The following is a 15,848-nucleotide window of genomic DNA, read 5'->3' as shown; positions in this document are numbered from 1 at the left end:
GGGCACAGGTGGCGGCACCGGCACAGGTTCCGGCACGGACAAGGCCGCCGGTCCGCAGTCGTCCCCGCCGAAGCGCTCCGCCGTCCCCGCCCAGCGCGCACAGGAACCGGCGGCCCGTCCCCGGCGCCTGCGCCGCGCGGTGCCCCGGCCGCGTGCCGCCAACCCCGAGGTGGCCGAGTCGGAATCGACCGGGATGGTCGGCTCCCCGCCCACTCCGCCGCACCTCGCCAGCACGGAGGAGCTGGGCACCGGGCCCCAGCCCGACTGGTGGCGGGTGGAGAGCGGCCCGTTCGGCTCGACCGACAGCGTGCCGGGCTTCACGGGCGGCATCGAGATCCCGGAACTGTTCAAGCCGCCACCGGACGACGACCCCGACAAGGCCGGCAAGGAGGGCAAGGAGGGCGAGTCCGAGCCGAAGTCCGCGGCGGCGGACGTCGTCGAGGTCCCCGTACCCGCCGGGCGCGCACGCCGTCGCCTCGTACCCCGCCTGCGCCCCCTCGGCGGTGGTGGTGGTGGCGGCGGTGGCGGGGGCCTGTCCAACCCGCTCCTCCTGCTCGCCGCCGCCCTCCTGGTCGCCGGCGCGGCCATCGGCAACCTCGTCATGCTGGGCCTCGGCTGGCTCATCGCCTACCTCTCGCGCAGGCTGAGCCCCACCGAGGCGAAGTGGGCCGTCCTCGTCCTGCCCGGCATCGTCGCCTCGGGGGGCATCGTCTGGATCTGGGGCCGTTCGGACGGGCGCTGGGGCGAGCCCATCGCGCAGGACCGCATGAGCGACGCCATCGCCGAGACCTGGCCGTGGGTCCTGCGCGGCGCGGCTATCGCTTCGGCGCTGTATCTGGTGTGGCGGTCGCAGCGCCGGAAGTGACGGCGTCCTCCGGCGCGGGAACACCGGCCCGCCCCTTCCCGGACAAGGACGAGGGCGGGGAGGCGGACGAGGACGCGGCACTCCAGGGCGCCCCCGGCACCACCAGCGGCGACCCGGTCACCGGATCGGGCACGACGACACACTCAAGACCGAAGACCTCCCGTACGAGACCGGCCGTGACGATCTCCGACGGCGGGCCCGAGGCGACGATCCGGCCCTCCTTCATGGCCACGAGGTGGTCGGCGTAGCGGGCGGCCTGGTTGAGGTCGTGCAGGACCAGGACGACCGTGCGGTCCCGGCCGCCCTCGGGAGCGGACGCGGCCAGCCTGCGCACCAGATTCAGGACCTCCACCTGGTGCGCGATGTCGAGATACGTCGTCGGCTCGTCCAGGAGCAGCAGTTCCGTCTCCTGCGCCAGCGCCATCGCGATCCACACGCGCTGCCGCTGCCCGCCCGACAGCTCGTCCACGGGACGGTCGGCGAGCGCCGCCACGTCCGTACGCTCCATCGCCTCCGTCACGGCCCGCTCGTCCGCGTCGGACCACTGCTGCCACCAGCTCTGGTGCGGCTGACGGCCGCGCGAGACGAGGTCCGCGACGGTGATCGCCTCGGGCGCGACGGGAGTCTGCGGCAGCAGCCCGATCTGCTGCGCGATCCGCCGGGTGGGCAGTTCGGCCAGCGAGGTCCCGTCGAGGAGCACGGCACCGCCGCGCGGCTTCAGCAGCCGCCCCAGCGCACGCAGCGTGGTGGACTTCCCGCAGGCGTTGGGCCCCACGACGACCGTCACCCGCCCGTCGGGGATCGCGAGGTCGAGACCGCGCACCACGGTCCGGTCCTCGTACGCGAGTGTCAGCTCCCGCGTCGACAGCCTGCTCATGCCCTGCCTCCAGTACGGACGGAACCGGCGGAACGAACGGAACCGGCGGTACGGACGGAACGGCTCCGGACGATGAGCCAGATCAGATACGGCGCCCCGACGGCCGCCGTGAGCACCCCCACGGGCACCTCGGTCGGCGAGAACAGCCGCCGCGCCAGCAGATCGGCGAGTACGACGATCACGGCCCCCAGCAGCGCCGAGCAGACGAGCGGGATCTGCGCGGTACGGGCCGTGCGGCGCGCGATCTGCGGGGCCAGCAGCGCCACGAAGTCCACCGGCCCGGCCGCGCCGGTCGCCACCGACGCGAGTACGACCCCGAGCAGCACGAGCCCCAGCCGCACCCGGTTCAGCCGTACACCGAGGGCCGTCGCCGTGTCGTCGTCCACGCCGACCGACCGCTGCGCCCGCGCCGCCCAGGCCATGGCCGGTACGAGGACGAGCAGCGTCCAGCCCAGCGGCGCGGCCTCCGCCCAGCCGCGGCCGTTCAGCGAGCCCGTCATCCAGATCTGCGCCTGCTGGGCGACCAGGTAGTCGCCCTTCGTCATGAAGAGGGTGGTCACCGAGCGCAGCGCGATGGCGAAGCCGATCCCGATGAGCACGAACCGGGTGGCGTGCAGCCCGCCGCGCCACGCGAACGCGTACACGAGCCCGGCCGCCAGCAGCCCGCCCACGACGGACAGGTACGGCAGGACGGCGTACGAGGTCACGCCGAACGTCATCGCGCCGACCGTGAGCGCGCTCGCGCCCTGGCTGACGCCGATGATGTCCGGGCTGGCGAGCGGGTTGCGGGCGACGGTCTGGATCAGCGCGCCCGCCACTCCGAAGGCCGCCCCGACGAGCAGTCCGACCACCAGCCGGGGCGCCCGCAGCGTCCCGACGACCAGTTCGTCGGGCGAGGGCCGGCCGGTCAGGACCTTCAGCACCTCCCCGGGCGCGACGAAGCTCTCGCCCACACAGAGGTACGCGAGACAGGCCGCCGCGAGCAGCACGGTGAGGACCGCGCCCGCGGTGGCCGCCCGCCGGTGCAGCAGGAAGGTGGCGTGCCGGACGCGGAGTACGGAGTAGCCGGCGGCGGAGGCGGTGGTGCGTGTCCTCGGCGCGGCCGATGCGGCCGTGGTGTCCGAGGTGGCCGCCCGGGGAGCCGTCACGCCGGTACCGCCTTCCTGCGCACGAGCCCCACCAGGAACGGCACGCCGATCAGTGCCGTCATCACGCCCGCCGGGACCTCGCCCGGCGGGAACAGCACCCGGCCGACGGTGTCCGAGACCAGCAGCATCGCCGGGCCGAGGAGCGCGGCGAGCGGCAGCACCCAGCGGTGGGAGGGGCCCACGATCGCGCGGGCGAGGTGCGGGACGGCCAGTCCGATGAAGGCGAGCGGGCCGGCGGCGGCGACTCCGACGCCGGTGAGCACGGTGGCGCCGATGCCGCCGACGATCCGTACCGTTCCGACACGCTGGCCGAGGCCCTTGGCCACGTCCTCGCCCAGCGCGAGCGCGTCCAGGCCGCGGGCCACCGACAGGACGAGGACGGCTCCGGCCAGCAGGAACGGCCACACCTGGCCGACGATCTCCGCGTCACGGCCCGACAGGGAACCGACCTGCCAGAAGCGGAACTCGTCCAGCGCGGAAGCTTTGGTGGTGAGGACCGCGGTGGTGACGGAGACGAGGAGCGCGTTGATGGCGGCGCCGCCCAGGGCGAGTTTCACGGGGGTCGCGCCGCCCCGGCCGCTCGACGCGATCGCGTACACCGCGACCGAGGCGATCGCCGCGCCCGCGAAGGCGAACCAGACGTAACCGGTGAGGGTGTGGACGCCGGCGAAGGCGATGGCGAGGACGACTCCGACGGCGGCGCCCTGGCTGATGCCGAGGATGCCGGGGTCGGCGATGGGGTTGCGGGTGATGCCCTGCAGGGCGGTTCCGGCCAGGGCGAGGCCCGCGCCGACCATCAGGCCGATGAGGGTGCGGGGGAGTCGCAGGGCGCGTACGACGTCCGCGTCCGCGGTGTCGGCGTTGTGCAGGAGGGCGTCCAGGACCGTGGACGGGGGGATGGGGCGGGCGCCCACGGTGAGGCTGAGCAGGGCCGCCAGCAGGAGGGCCAGGGCTGCCGCCGTCAGGGCGGCGATGCGTCTGGCTTGCATGGCTGCGTGCTCCGGGGGTGGCTGATTGTCGATGACTTGTTCGGTAAGGCTGGCCTGAGTCTATGCGGGTGGGTGGGGCGGGAAGTGTGCCGGGTGCGGGCCGGTGGGGCTTGTCGCGCAGTTCCCCGCGCCCCCGGAAAAGGGGTGGCCGGGGGCGGCTGCCGGGTGCGGGTGCGCTGTGGCCTGTCGCGCAGTTCCCCGCGCCCCTGAAAGGGGGCCGGGGTGGGCACAATGGCTCATATGACTTCTCGTGTGTTGACCGTCGGGTTCGACCTGGACATGACCCTTATTGACTCCCGGCCCGGTATCCGGGCCTGTTATCAGGCGCTTTCCGTGCGGACGGGCACTTTCATCGACGCCGATCTCGCCGTCACCCGGCTCGGGCCGCCGCTCGCGGAGGAGTTGGTCAACTGGTTTCCGGCCGACGAGGTCGCGGCCATGGCGGACGTCTACCGGGAGATGTACCCCACCCACGCCATCGCCCCGACGCCCGCGATGGCCGGCGCCCGCGAGGCGATCGCGGCGGTGAGGGCCGCCGGGGGACGGGCGATCGTCGTCACCGCCAAGTACGAGCCGAACGCCAAGCTGCATCTCAGCCATCTCGGCATCGACGCCGACGCGGTCATCGGCGACCTGTGGGCCGAGCGCAAGGCGGAGGCCCTGCGCGAGTACGACGCGGGCGTCTACGTCGGCGACCACACCGGCGACGTACGCGGCGCGCGGACCGCCGGAGCGCTGTCCGTCGCGGTGGCCACCGGCCCGTGCGACGCGGAGGAACTGCGCGCGGCGGGCGCCGACGTGGTCCTCAAGGACCTGCTGGAGTTCCCGGGTTGGCTGGCGGCCCACCGGTAGGCGACCGGCGGGCGGTCACGAACTTCCGCGTGCCTGCCGGCGGCCGTCGGCGATCGACTGGAACACCCCCGCTCCCGCGATGAGGAATCCGACGCCCATCAACATGCTCAGACCGAACATGTACGTAGGAAAGGGCGTCGTGTCGAGCAGCAGCGGGGCCACGGTGACCAGAGTGGCCACAGCTCCGACGAAGAACACGATGGCACCGGCACGGATGAGTCGTTCTCCGGCCACGGCGGAATTCGGTTGGGTTTTGTCACGCACTCGACCAGGGTAGTTCCCTGCCCGGAGGAACAATCCGGCGACGTCTTGTCAGCAGCCGCCGGACCATTAGCCTTGGTACAGGCGGGTCCGACGACCCGCTGTAGTGCTGTACGGACCTGTTTCCCGAGCAGTTTCAGCCGAAGTCTTGAAGTCTTTCCGACGCAGTTTCCGACGAGTACGAGGACGAGGACAGACGTGCCTACCGGCAAGGTCAAGTGGTTCAACAGTGAGAAGGGCTTCGGCTTTCTCTCCCGCGACGACGGCGGCGACGTCTTCGTTCATTCCTCGGTCCTGCCCGCCGGAGTCGATGTTCTCAAGCCGGGGCAGCGGGTGGAGTTCGGTGTGGTCGCCGGACAACGCGGTGACCAGGCACTTTCGGTGACGCTCCTGGACCCCACGCCGTCGGTCGCGGCAGCCCAGCGCCGCAAGCCCGACGAACTGGCCTCCATCGTCCAGGATTTGACGACCCTCCTGGAAAACATCACGCCAATGCTGGAACGGGGCCGCTACCCCGACAAGGCCTCAGGCGCAAAGATCGCAGGCCTACTGCGCGCGGTGGCGGACCAGTTGGACGTATAGCCGACCCGGGCTGCGCCCTCACGGGCGCAGCCCACACGAGGGGCGCGGCCCCCACCGATCCCGCACCCACAATCCGCACCTGGCTGGGCGCAGCCCACATGAGGGGCGCGGGGAACGGCGCGGCCAGCCACAGCGGACCCGTACCCGGCAGCCGCCCCCGGCCACCCCTTTTCCGGGGGCGCGGGGAACGGCGCGGCCGGCCCCCACCGGACCCGCACCCACAATCCGCACCCGCCCGCCGACCCCGCACCTCCCGGCGAGGGACCCGTCAGGGAAAGTCCAGCGCCCCCGGCGCAAGCGCGGGCACAAGCCCCTCCGCCGCCGCCCGCGTGAGAAGGCCCCGGATCGCCGCGTACCCGTCCTCACCGAGATCCGCCGTGAACTCGTTGACGTACAGCCCGATGTGCTGATCGGCGACCGCCGCGTCCATCTCCTGCGCGTGCTCCAGCACGTACGCCCGGGAGGCCTCGGGATCGTCCCAGGCGGCCCGCACGGACGCCCGGACGGACTCGGCGAGCAGCCCCAGCGCGGCCTCGCCCAGCGACCGCCTGGCGATGATCGCGCCCAGCGGGATCGGCAGCCCGGTCGTCAGCTCCCAGTGCTCGCCCATGTCCGCGAGCTTGTGCAGCCCGTAGTTCTGGTACGTGAATCGGGCTTCGTGGATGACGAGTCCGGCGTCCACCTTCCCGTCCCGTACCGCGGGCATGATCTCGTGGAACGGCATGACCACGATCTCGCCGACCCCGCCGGGAACCGTGTCGGCGGCCCACAGGCGGAACAGCATGTACGCGGTCGACCGCTCGCTGGGCACGGCGACGGTACGGCCGGTGAGGTCCACGCCCGGCTCCCGGGTGAGGACCAGCGGCCCGCAGCCGCGCCCCAGGGCGCCCCCGCAGGGCAGCAGGGCCCATTCGTCCAGGACGTACGGCAGGACGGCGTACGACACCTTCAGGACGTCGAACTCGCCGCGTTCGGCCATGCCGTTGGTGATGTCGATGTCCGCGAAGGTCACGTCGAGCGCGGGCGCCCCCGGGATCCGGCCGTGGGCCCAGGCGTCGAAGACGAAGGTGTCGTTCGGACAGGGCGAGTACGCGATCTTCAGCGGCTGCGTCTCGGAGGACTGCGGGGACTGCGAGGGCTGAGACGTCTGCGAGGGCTCAGTGGGTGAGGTCATGTGGGTTCCAACTCTCCAGTACGGGCGCAAGCTTCCCGAAGGCCCCGGTGAGTGCCGTGAGGGCCTCGCCGATCCGCCAGGCGGCGCGGTCCCGGGGGCCCACGGGATTGGACACGGCACGGAGCTCCAGGACGGGGACGCCGTGCGCCGCGGCGGCCTCCGCCACCCCGAAGCCCTCCATGGCCTCGGCGAGCGCGCGCGGGTGGCGCCGGCGCAGTTCCGCCGCGCGCGAGGCGCTGCCGGTCACCGTGCTGACGGTCAGGACAGACCCCTGACGTGCTCCTGTGACGGCCGCGATCTCCCGTACGAGTGAATCCGGCGGCCGGTGCGTGACGGTCCCGAACCCCAGTTCGGTGACCGGAAGGAATCCTTGGGCGGTCTCGGCGCCGAGGTCCGCGACCGTGATCTCGTCGGCGAGGACGAGCGAGCCGACGGGCGCGTCGGGCAGGAACCCGCCGCCGATACCGGCGGAGACGACCAGGTCGTACGGCTCACCGCCCAGCGCGGCCGTGGTGAGCGCGGCGGCGGTCGACGCGGCGGCCGCGGCCGGTCCCACGCCACCGGCGAGAGGATGGAGCACCAGCGACGCCGATGCCGGCGCCGTGAACGCCGCGGCCACCGCGTCCCGTTCGGCAGGGACGGCGGTGGTTACGAGGACACGCATGAGCGGCGCTCCATGAGGATCGGGCGGCTCAGCGGCGGCTCAGGCGTCCGCGTTCTCAAGCTTGAAGTTCCAGACGCCCTGGACCTGCGTACCGGCCTTGTTCTGCTGGACGACGCTGATGTAGATCGTCTTCGGGGCGGCCTGGCCCGACTGCTCGGCGAAGAGGTCGACGCCCTCGAAGGCGTAGTACGTCTTCTTGAAGGGGGACGTGACCTGCTGGCCGTTGAGCCACAGGGCCCAGCCCTCGTCGGCGATCTCCGGGTCGACACCGATGCGCAGCGTCTCACCCTGCGAGACGCTGATCGTGTCGGAGGACTTCTTGAGGGCGCACTTGGTCGCTTCCTCCTTGCCGATGGTCTTGCCGTCCTCGTAGCACTCGGCCTCGACACTGACCGAGTTCTTGCCGACCGTGACCGTGGCCATCGGCGTCGGCTTGTCACAGGCGGACAGCACGAGAAGTCCGGCGGAAACGGCACTTGCGGCGGCGACGGCGCGGCGACGGCGCGCAAGGGGACGCTGGGAGCTCATGGCCGAAGGTTATCGGGCGGGTCGCGCGGCCCGGCTATGTGGGTGGGGTACGCGGCGTGCCGCGGGCCCGGATCACTCCGGCGAGCAGGTGACGGCCGGGCGGGGATCGGGCGGCGGGCAGACGGTGGCCGGGCGGGGGTCGGGCCGACGGCGGGTGGGGTCCGGGCGGCTCAGGCCAGGTGCGCGTGCTGCCTGCCGCCGTGCCGGGCCGTGCTCAGCAGCCCGCGGACCGTGGTGAGCCAGCCGAGCGCGATGATCCCGGAGGCCACCGCCATCCCGAGCGAGCCGATGAGCGGCAGCGCGATACCGATCGCCCCGCCGACCACCCAGGCCATCTGGAGGATCGTCTCCGAGCGGGCGAACGCCGACGTCCGCACCAGTTCCGGCACGTCCCGCTGGATCAGCGCGTCCAGGGACAGCTTGGACAGCGCCTGGGCGAACCCGGCGAACGCGGCGAGCACCGCCACCAGGAGCACCCCGAAGAACACCGCCGCCGTGATCGCCACGCCGAGCACGACCGCGACCACGGTGACGATGATCAGCTCCGGCGCCCGCGATCGCAGGGCCGCCCCGACCGCCGTGCCCAGCGCGTTGCCCACGCCCGCCGACACGCCCACGATCGTCAGCGAGACCGCCGCGCTGGCGCCCGCGAGGGGGTGTTCGCGCAGCAGGAACGCCAGGAAGAAGATCAGGAACCCGGAGAGTCCGCGCAGCGCGGCGTTCGCGGCGAGCGCGTGCGTGACCGCCGTGCCGACCGTGCGCAGCCCCGGACGCTTGGGCTGTTTGAGGTGCGGACCGTGCAGATGCTGCTCGTCCGCGGCGAGCAGGGCCTTGTCCTCACCCTTGGCGGAGTCGACCTTGTGCGGCAGGGAGAACGACAGGAACGTACCGGCCACGAAGATCAGGAAGGCGCCGTAGAGCGGATAGCGGGGGCCGAGGGCCTGCAGGCCCGCTCCGATCGGGGCCGCCACGCCCGTCGCCAGCAGACCGCCGAGCGTGACCCGTGAGTTCGCCTTGACCAGGGAGAACGCGGGGGGCAGGAGCCGGGGCACCACGGCGCTTCTGACCACGCCGTACGCCTTCGAGGCCACCAGGACGCCGAGAGCGGCCGGGTACAGCTCGATGCTGCCCGTGACGACCGCGCCCGACAGCAGCAGGGCCATGAACGCGCGCGCCATGAACGCGCCCGCCATCGCGGCACGCCGGCCGTGCGGGAGGCGGTCCAGGAGAGGGCCGATGACCGGGGCGAGCAGCGTGAACGGGGCCATCGTGATCGCCAGGTAGAGCGCGACCCGGCCGCGGGCCTCGTCCGTCGGGACCGAGAAGAAGACCGTCGAGGCGAGCGCGACGGTGATCAGCATGTCGCCGGCGCCGTTCACCCCGTGCAGTTCGATCAGTTTGCCGAGGCCCGACTCGCCCGCGCCGTGCGCGTGTGTAGCTTTTCTGATGCCTCTCGCCGTACCGCTGAACGGCAGGCGCAGGGCATGCCCGACGGAACGGACGGCCCCGCGCACCGGACCCGACCCGCTCTTACGTCCTGCCCCGGCCTCACCGATTCCGGTGGCGCCTTGGGGCGACCTTGCGGCTGCCACTCCGCAATAGTGCCCCGAGATTGGCGGAACTAGCGCAGTTACCGCCCGTATAGCGGCGGAGTGGGGGTGGGGGATCGGGTGCCGGACATGCGCGAAGGGCGCTCTGCGCACCCGCCGTGAGCGCCCCGCGCACCCGGCCGGCAGCGGCCCCCGGACCCGGCCGGGACCGCCCTGTGGCCCCTGCCGGAAGCGCCTCGTGGACCCCGTCCGGAGGGTCCCGCGCACCCATCCGGAGTGTCCCGTTCGCCCGGTCGGGGAAACGCCGCGACAGCATGAAGGCAACGCCGGTGTAGGCCCAGCGCCGACGAGACGGTAGCGTGCGTAGCGCGCCCGCGGCGGTTGTTCTCGGCCGCGCGCCTCTCGGTCATCCCGCAGAATGGATGACGTAGGTGCGCCCGAGTGCGATCGGGCGCGGACGTCGACGCGGCCCTCCGGTCCGCTCCGTCCGCACCCCCGTCGAGGGATGGCGCACTCGTGAGACGGCGTAGGAGAGAAGCGATACCTGTGAGCGCGACAACGCGAAGCCGAACCCCTGACCGCCTGTGTGCCGAGGCCGTGGACCTCGCCCGGGCAGCCGCCGAGGAGGCCGCCGCTCCCGGCGTGGTGGGGGAGCACGCGGGACTGGTCAGCGAAGGCGACCGCGTCGTCACGCACTTCTTCGAATGCAAGGAGATGGGCTACCGCGGCTGGCGCTGGGCCGTGACGGTGGCCCGGGCCTCACGGGCGAAGGTCGTCACCCTCGACGAGACCGTGCTGCTGCCCGGCACCGACGCCCTGCTGGCACCCGAGTGGGTGCCGTGGAGCGAGCGGCTCCGGCCGGGGGACATGGGCCCCGGGGACCTGCTGCCCACGGACGCGGAGGATCTGCGTCTGGAACCCGGTTACTCCGGCGAGGACGAACCCGCTCCGAACGCGCCGATCTCCGAGGAGATGGCCCAGCTGGCCGAGGCGGAGGACGCCGAGATCACGGCGCGCACGCCCGCCGCGCTGCCGCTCGTGCCGTCCCGCGGGTCGATCGCGTCCGTGGCCGAGGAACTGGGGATGCGGCGTGCGCGCGTGCTGTCCCGGTACGGGCTGCATGTCGCGGCGGACCGGTGGGAGGAGTCGTACGGGGCGAAGACCGCGATGGCGCAGGCCGCTCCCGCGACGTGTGTCAGCTGTGGGTTCCTGAATCCCGTGGGCGGGTCGCTCGGCCAGGCGTTCGGTTTGTGTGCGAATGAGTTCTCGCCCGCGGATGGACGTGTGGTGTCGCTCTCGTATGGATGTGGTGGGCATTCCGAGGCGGCGGTCATGCCTGCGCCTGCGCGGCCCGCGCCGCCGGTGATCGACGAGACCCGGGTGGATCCGTTCCCGCTTCGGCCCTCGCCGGACTCCGGGTCGGTGCCGGTGGGGCCGGACGGGTCCGCATCGGAATACGGCCACAGCTAGCCTGCGACGCGCGCTCGCGCGCCCCTGAGGGGGCGCACGGCCCCGGTTGTTCGCCGTCCGCAGGCACGTCGTGGCTGGCCGCGCAGTTCCCCGCGCCCCTCAGGGGCTCGACTGCGCCTTCGCCCCCTCGGGCCCCGTCAGGGGCGCGGGGAACGGCGCAGTCTTTTGTCTTTGGCTTTTAAGGGGCGCGGAGAACGGCGCAGTCTGTTGGCTTTAGGTCTTTGGGGGCGCGGGGAACGGCGCAGTTTTTTTGGCGTCCTTCGCTTTTCAGGGGCGCGGGGAACTGCGCGGCCAGCCCCCACCCACCCGCACCCACCCACGCGGCGGAGCCACCCCTTCCGGCCCTGGCCCCCTGCCAAGGGACCCGCGCGGTACCTTCTTGCCGCGGCCGGCCGATGCGCGCGGGCGTACGACGATGAGGGAGTGTCAAGCGTGAGCAACTTCGTGCGGCCGGCAGCCGAGGGCGCGGATCCGTTCGGGACGGCCCGGCTGCGACGCGGGGTGCTGGACGCCTGGGCGACGAGCCCGGCACGGTTCCGGGAGGACGCCAACTCCGAGGAGGACCTCGTCCTCGGCGGCTACCGCGACCGCCTCGTCGTGGAACTCGCCCAGAACGCCGCCGACGCCGCCTCCCGCGCAGGCGTCCCCGGCCGCCTCCGCCTCACCCTGCGCGACGGAGTCCTCGCCGCCGCCAACACGGGCGCCCCCCTGGACGCCACGGGTGTCGAATCCCTCTCCACCCTGCGCGCTTCCGCCAAGCGCGACGACAGCGACAGCGCGGTCGGCCGCTTCGGAGTCGGCTTCGCGGCGGTCCTCGCCGTCACCGACGAACCCGCCCTGCTGGGCCGGCACGGCGGCGTCCGCTGGTCCCTCGTCGAGGCCCGCGACCTCGCCACCGACATCGCCCGCCACAGCCCCGGCCTCGGCGACGAACTGCGCCGCCGCGACGGCCACGTACCCCTGCTCCGGCTGCCGTTCGCGGCCGAGGGCTCCGCGCCGGACTCGTACGACAGTGTCGTCGTCCTGCCGTTGCGGGACCCCGCCGCCGAGGCGCTCGCGGAGCGGCTTCTCGACGGTGTCGACGACGCCCTGCTGCTCGCCCTGCCCGGCCTGGCGGAAGTGGTCGTCGAGAGCGGCGACGGCAGCGTACGGACCGTTCGGCGCCGTACCGAGGAGGACGGCGGCTGCGTGGTCGTCGAGGACTCCCGCGACGGCACGACCCGCTGGCGTACCGTCTCCGCGCACGGCTCCCTGGAGCCCGCCCTGCTCGCCGACCGGCCCGTCGAGGAGCGCCTGCGCCCCCACTGGTCGGTCACCTGGGCCGTCCCGGTCGACGCCGACGGCACCCCGGGCCGCCCCCGCACCGGCCCCGTCGTGCACGCGCCCACCCCCAGCGACGAACCCCTCGGCGTGCCCGCGCTGCTCATCGCCTCGCTGCCGCTCGACACCACCCGCCGCCACGCGGCCCCCGGTCCGCTGACCGATTTCCTGGTGCAGCGCGCGGCGGAGGCGTACGTCGAACTGCTCGCCGCCTGGCGGCCGGTGACCGCGGGGATCATCGACCTGGTGCCCGGCCCGCTCGGCAAGGGCGAACTGGACGGGTCCCTGCGGCAGGCGATCCTGGACCGGCTGCCGCGTACGGAGTTCCTGCCGCCCGCGGCCGGACCGGCCGCCGGGACCGGTGAGGACGACGACGACTCCGATCTGCCCGAGGCCCTGCGTCCCCGCGACGCCGAGGTCGTGGAGGGGGCGGGCGCCGACACCGTACGGGTGCTCGCGGAGGTGCTGCCCAGCCTCCTGCCCGCCGGGCTCGAACGGCGGGCGGAACTGCGCACGCTGGGGGTCGCGCGGGTCCCGCTGGCCGAGGCGGTCGACCGGCTCGCGGGTCTGGAGAAGGCTCCCGAGTGGTGGCGGCGCCTGTACGACAGTCTCGCCGGGGTCGACCCGGACCGGCTCTCCGGGCTGCCGGTCCCGCTGGCCGACGGCCGGACGACGATCGGTCCCCGCCAGGTCCTGCTGCCCACCGCGGACGGCGCCACGACCACGGCTGCGAGCACGACCACGGCCGGGGCCGCGCCCGACGCGCTCGCCCGGCTCGGGCTCAAGGTCGCCCATCCGGACGCCGTCCATCCGCTCCTGGAGAAGCTGGGCGCCCTCCCGGCCACCGCGCGGGCCGTCCTGACCACCCCGCAGGTCCGCGCCGCCGTCGCAGGCTCCCTCGACGACGACCGCGGCGCCTGGGACGACGACACCACCCCCGACGCCGAGGAACTGGCCGACACCGTCCTCGCGCTCGTCCGGGACGCCGACCTCGAACCCGGCGACGAACCCTGGCTCGGCGCCCTCGCGCTCCCCGACGACGAGGGCGAACTCGTCCCCGCCGGTGAACTCGTCCTGCCCGGCAGCCCCTTCGCCCAGGTGATGCGCGAGGACGAACTCGCCTCCGTCGACCCCGAACTGGCCGAACGCTGGGGCGAACAGCCCCTCGCCGCCTGTGGCGTCCTCGCGAACTTCACCCTCGTACGCGCCACGGACGTCGTCCTCGACCCCGACGAACTGGAGCCGAAGGACGGCGACTTCGCCGAACCCGACGACGCCGGGCTGCTCGACGCCGTGGACGTGTGGTGCGAGGACGCCCTGGACGGGCTGCCCGACTCGCCGGTGCCGCCCGTCGCGACCGAGATCGTGGCCGTGCGCGACCTCGACCTCGTGGACGACGACCGCTGGCCCGAGGCCCTCGCCCTGCTCTCCCGCCCGCCGCTGCGGGACGCCCTCACCCAGCCGGTCCGCGTGCTGTTGCCGGACGGGACGCACGAGATCATCCGCTCGTACACCGCCTGGTGGCTGCGCGGGCACCCCGTCCTCGACGGCCGCCGCCCGGCCGGCCTGCGCGCCGAGGGCGGCGACCCGCTCCTGCACGGCCTGTACGACGCCGCCGACGCGGCCGGTTTCGACGACGAGCAGGTGCTGCGGGCCCTCGGCGTCCGTACGTCCGTGGCCGCGCTGCTCGCCGAACCGGGCGGCGGCGCGGAACTGCTGGACCGGCTCGCCGACCCCGACCGCGAGGTCTCCGCGTCCCAACTGCACGCCCTGTACGGTGCGCTGGCGGACCTCGATCCCGACCAGGTGACCCTGCCGGACGAGGTGCGGGCCGTGGTGGACGGCGAGGTGCGGGTCGTGGACGCGGCCGACGCCATGGTCGTCGACTCGCCCGATCTGCTGCCCTTCACCGCGGGCACGCCCCTGCTCCCGGTACGGCCCGCGCGGGCCGCCGACCTCGCCGAACTGTTCCAGGTCCGGCGGCTGAGCGAGTCCGTCACCGGCGAGGTGACCAGCGAGGGCGCGGAACACGACGTACCGGAGTCCGTACGGGTTCTGCTGGGCCCCTCGACCCCCGCGACCTATGTCGAGCACGAGGAACTGGTCGTCGACGGCACCGAACTCGACTGGCGCCGCACCCGTGACGGGGTGCTGCACGCCTCCACGCTGGAGGGCGTCGCCGCGGGCCTCGCGTGGGCGGCCGGCCAGTGGCCCCGCCGCTTCGAGGTCGCCGCACTCCTGGAGGACCCGTCCAGGACCGAGGAACTGGCCCGGGACCGCTGGTTCGACTGAGCGCCGCCCGCCGGGGCGTGGCCGCGCGCCGTGCGCCCCGGCGGACCGTGGGCGTGTTCTGCGTCACATGGTCACAAAATATTCACCCGCCGTACAACCATCGGTCCGCGCGATGTATCTGATCATGCGAGCCAACAGGCTCCAAGATCACCCGGGCCCACGTGAAGAAGACCGTCGGGCCCCTTTCTCCACCGGGGGAAACATATGCGCATACGTGCCACCGTGGCCGCAGTCACCGGCGCCCTGGCCCTCTCCGCGCTCGCCGTCCCGGTCGCCCAGGCCGACGACTCCACGTACCGCGGGACCGCCGCCGCCGCTTTCGAGGCTGCCCACAGCGGCGTGTCCAAGGCGCAGCGCAGCACGGCCGCCGCGGTCGTCGACGGCGACCTGGACGCCTCCTTCTCCAACTTCAAGATCGCCTCGTCGCACAAGGTCGGCACCACCAACCAGGTCTCCACCAAGGTGACCTACAAGCTGACCCACGGCGCCGACGTGGACCTCGGCTCCGCGGACTTCGCCACCGGCCCGTACATCTACAAGGGCTCGTTCGCCACCCCGGACAACGTCATCTTCGGCTTCGACGCGGCGACCTGCACCGAGGCCTCGGCGACCGTCGCCAACTGCACCGGCTACGTCGACATCCTCCCGTCCGAGGGCGAGCTGCTGAACAGCGACGCCGGCTCCTGGAAGGGTGGCGCGCTGCTGCTCAACTACGTCACCGGCTCCTACGCCGACCAGGGCGACCTGGCCACCACCAAGGTGCTGCGCAACTCCCGCCTCACCGTCAACGCCTCTCCCGAGCCCGTGAAGAAGGGCAAGACCATCACGGTCACCGGGGCCCTGACGCGCGCCAACTGGGAGACGAACAAGTACGCGGGCTACACCCAGCAGTCCGTGAAGCTCCAGTTCAAGAAGAAGGGCACGTCCACCTACACGGACGTCAAGACCGTGAAGTCGGGCACCGGCAGCTCCGCGGGCAAGCTGAAGACCACCGTCACGGCCTCCGTCGACGGCACCTTCCGCTACGCCTTCGCGGGCACGTCGACCACGCCGGCGGTCAACTCCGCGGGCGACGCGATCGACGTCCAGTAACCTGCGGCTCCACTCCGCTCCACGGCCGACGGCCCCACGCCACCACAGGGGCGGGGGCGGCGGGCGCGCCGGGGGGGGGGCCGGTCCGCCCCGGGGGGGGGGTCGGGGGCCGGGGGGGGGCCGGGTGGGGGGGGCGGGCCGGGCGGCCCGACGCCGGAGCGGGTCTGCGGAACATCAGCTGGGT

At 73.2% G+C, this 15,848-nt stretch carries 14 protein-coding genes; 6 read left to right on the top strand and 8 right to left on the bottom strand.

Annotated elements, in window-relative coordinates; genetic code table 11:
- Positions 1-865 (top strand): hypothetical protein (locus tag ACFVH5_RS40275; RefSeq protein ID WP_385838650.1); only part of this gene is annotated, 865 nt, incomplete at its 5' end.
- On the opposite strand, the gene ACFVH5_RS40270 is transcribed toward ACFVH5_RS40275, so the two are convergent.
- The 3 genes from ACFVH5_RS40270 to ACFVH5_RS40260 are packed head-to-tail and all read right to left on the bottom strand — an operon-like array spanning position 816 to position 3,879.
- Complete coding sequence (locus ACFVH5_RS40270; protein ID WP_385838649.1) at positions 816-1,742, bottom strand: ABC transporter ATP-binding protein; 927 nt, start codon at positions 1,740-1,742, stop codon at positions 816-818. The genes ACFVH5_RS40275 and ACFVH5_RS40270 overlap by 50 nt on opposite strands.
- On the bottom strand, positions 1,739-2,890 hold the full coding sequence (locus ACFVH5_RS40265) for a FecCD family ABC transporter permease (protein WP_385838648.1): 1,152 nt from the start codon (positions 2,888-2,890) through the stop codon (positions 1,739-1,741). Before ACFVH5_RS40265 ends, ACFVH5_RS40270 begins: the two co-directional genes overlap by 4 nt.
- Positions 2,887-3,879 (bottom strand): FecCD family ABC transporter permease, encoded by a 993-nt coding sequence (locus ACFVH5_RS40260; protein WP_385838647.1) that lies wholly within the window; start codon positions 3,877-3,879, stop codon positions 2,887-2,889. Before ACFVH5_RS40260 ends, ACFVH5_RS40265 begins: the two co-directional genes overlap by 4 nt.
- Positions 3,880-4,110: 231 nt before the next feature.
- Between ACFVH5_RS40260 and ACFVH5_RS40255 the strand changes: the two genes are divergently transcribed.
- Positions 4,111-4,731 (top strand): HAD family hydrolase, encoded by a 621-nt coding sequence (locus tag ACFVH5_RS40255; RefSeq protein ID WP_385838646.1) that lies wholly within the window; start codon positions 4,111-4,113, stop codon positions 4,729-4,731.
- Positions 4,732-4,746: 15 nt separating this feature from the next.
- Here ACFVH5_RS40255 and ACFVH5_RS40250 read toward each other — a convergent pair whose 3' ends face one another.
- On the bottom strand, positions 4,747-4,995 hold the full coding sequence (locus ACFVH5_RS40250; RefSeq protein WP_385838645.1) for a hypothetical protein: 249 nt from the start codon (positions 4,993-4,995) through the stop codon (positions 4,747-4,749).
- Between the two features lie 195 nt (positions 4,996-5,190).
- On the opposite strand from ACFVH5_RS40250, the gene ACFVH5_RS40245 reads away from it, so the two are divergent.
- Positions 5,191-5,574, top strand: a complete 384-nt coding sequence (locus ACFVH5_RS40245; RefSeq protein WP_107015351.1) for a cold-shock protein — start codon at positions 5,191-5,193, stop codon at positions 5,572-5,574.
- Positions 5,575-5,842: 268 nt separating this feature from the next.
- On the opposite strand, the gene ACFVH5_RS40240 is transcribed toward ACFVH5_RS40245, so the two are convergent.
- The 4 genes from ACFVH5_RS40240 to ACFVH5_RS40225 form a co-directional block, all read right to left on the bottom strand.
- A complete protein-coding gene (locus tag ACFVH5_RS40240; protein WP_385838644.1) occupies positions 5,843-6,748 on the bottom strand; it encodes a 1,4-dihydroxy-6-naphthoate synthase in 906 nt (301 codons plus the stop codon).
- Positions 6,732-7,412: a futalosine hydrolase gene (locus tag ACFVH5_RS40235; RefSeq protein ID WP_385838643.1), complete on the bottom strand. Its 681-nt coding sequence runs from the start codon at positions 7,410-7,412 to the stop codon at positions 6,732-6,734. The genes ACFVH5_RS40240 and ACFVH5_RS40235 overlap by 17 nt, the downstream gene beginning before the upstream one ends.
- Before the next feature lie 39 nt (positions 7,413-7,451).
- A complete protein-coding gene (locus ACFVH5_RS40230) occupies positions 7,452-7,940 on the bottom strand; it encodes a hypothetical protein (protein WP_107015354.1) in 489 nt (162 codons plus the stop codon).
- 170 nt (positions 7,941-8,110) lie between these two features.
- Complete coding sequence (locus ACFVH5_RS40225) at positions 8,111-9,532, bottom strand: MFS transporter (RefSeq protein WP_384811218.1); 1,422 nt, start codon at positions 9,530-9,532, stop codon at positions 8,111-8,113.
- 504 nt (positions 9,533-10,036) lie between these two features.
- Here ACFVH5_RS40225 and ACFVH5_RS40220 point away from each other — a divergent pair.
- The 3 genes from ACFVH5_RS40220 to ACFVH5_RS40210 all read left to right on the top strand — a co-directional run bounded on the left by ACFVH5_RS40220 (position 10,037) and on the right by ACFVH5_RS40210 (position 15,664).
- Positions 10,037-10,960 (top strand): DUF3027 domain-containing protein, encoded by a 924-nt coding sequence (locus tag ACFVH5_RS40220; RefSeq protein ID WP_366785445.1) that lies wholly within the window; start codon positions 10,037-10,039, stop codon positions 10,958-10,960.
- 432 nt (positions 10,961-11,392) lie between these two features.
- Entirely contained in the window at positions 11,393-14,572 is a 3,180-nt protein-coding gene (locus ACFVH5_RS40215) for a sacsin N-terminal ATP-binding-like domain-containing protein (RefSeq protein ID WP_385838642.1), read from the top strand.
- A 204-nt stretch (positions 14,573-14,776) separates the two neighbouring features.
- A complete protein-coding gene (locus ACFVH5_RS40210; protein ID WP_385838641.1) occupies positions 14,777-15,664 on the top strand; it encodes a hypothetical protein in 888 nt (295 codons plus the stop codon).
- The last annotated feature ends 184 nt before the right edge of the window (positions 15,665-15,848 follow it).

This window comes from Streptomyces sp. NPDC127119, from assembly GCF_042677425.1.
In the GTDB taxonomy this organism is placed as follows: domain Bacteria; phylum Actinomycetota; class Actinomycetes; order Streptomycetales; family Streptomycetaceae; genus Streptomyces.
The sequence above is the reverse complement of the archived record's forward strand: the minus strand, read 5'-3'. Positions and strand labels throughout refer to the sequence as shown.

Coding starts and splice junctions, on each gene's coding strand:
- ACFVH5_RS40270 (WP_385838649.1), bottom strand. CDS start 1,742: ATGAGCAGGCTGTCGACGCGGGAGCTGACACTCGCGTACGAGGACCGG.
- ACFVH5_RS40260 (WP_385838647.1), bottom strand. CDS start 3,879: ATGCAAGCCAGACGCATCGCCGCCCTGACGGCGGCAGCCCTGGCCCTC.
- ACFVH5_RS40255 (WP_385838646.1), top strand. CDS start 4,111: ATGGCTCATATGACTTCTCGTGTGTTGACCGTCGGGTTCGACCTGGAC.
- ACFVH5_RS40240 (WP_385838644.1), bottom strand. CDS start 6,748: ATGACCTCACCCACTGAGCCCTCGCAGACGTCTCAGCCCTCGCAGTCC.
- ACFVH5_RS40235 (WP_385838643.1), bottom strand. CDS start 7,412: ATGCGTGTCCTCGTAACCACCGCCGTCCCTGCCGAACGGGACGCGGTG.
- ACFVH5_RS40230 (WP_107015354.1), bottom strand. CDS start 7,940: ATGAGCTCCCAGCGTCCCCTTGCGCGCCGTCGCCGCGCCGTCGCCGCC.
- ACFVH5_RS40210 (WP_385838641.1), top strand. CDS start 14,777: ATGCGCATACGTGCCACCGTGGCCGCAGTCACCGGCGCCCTGGCCCTC.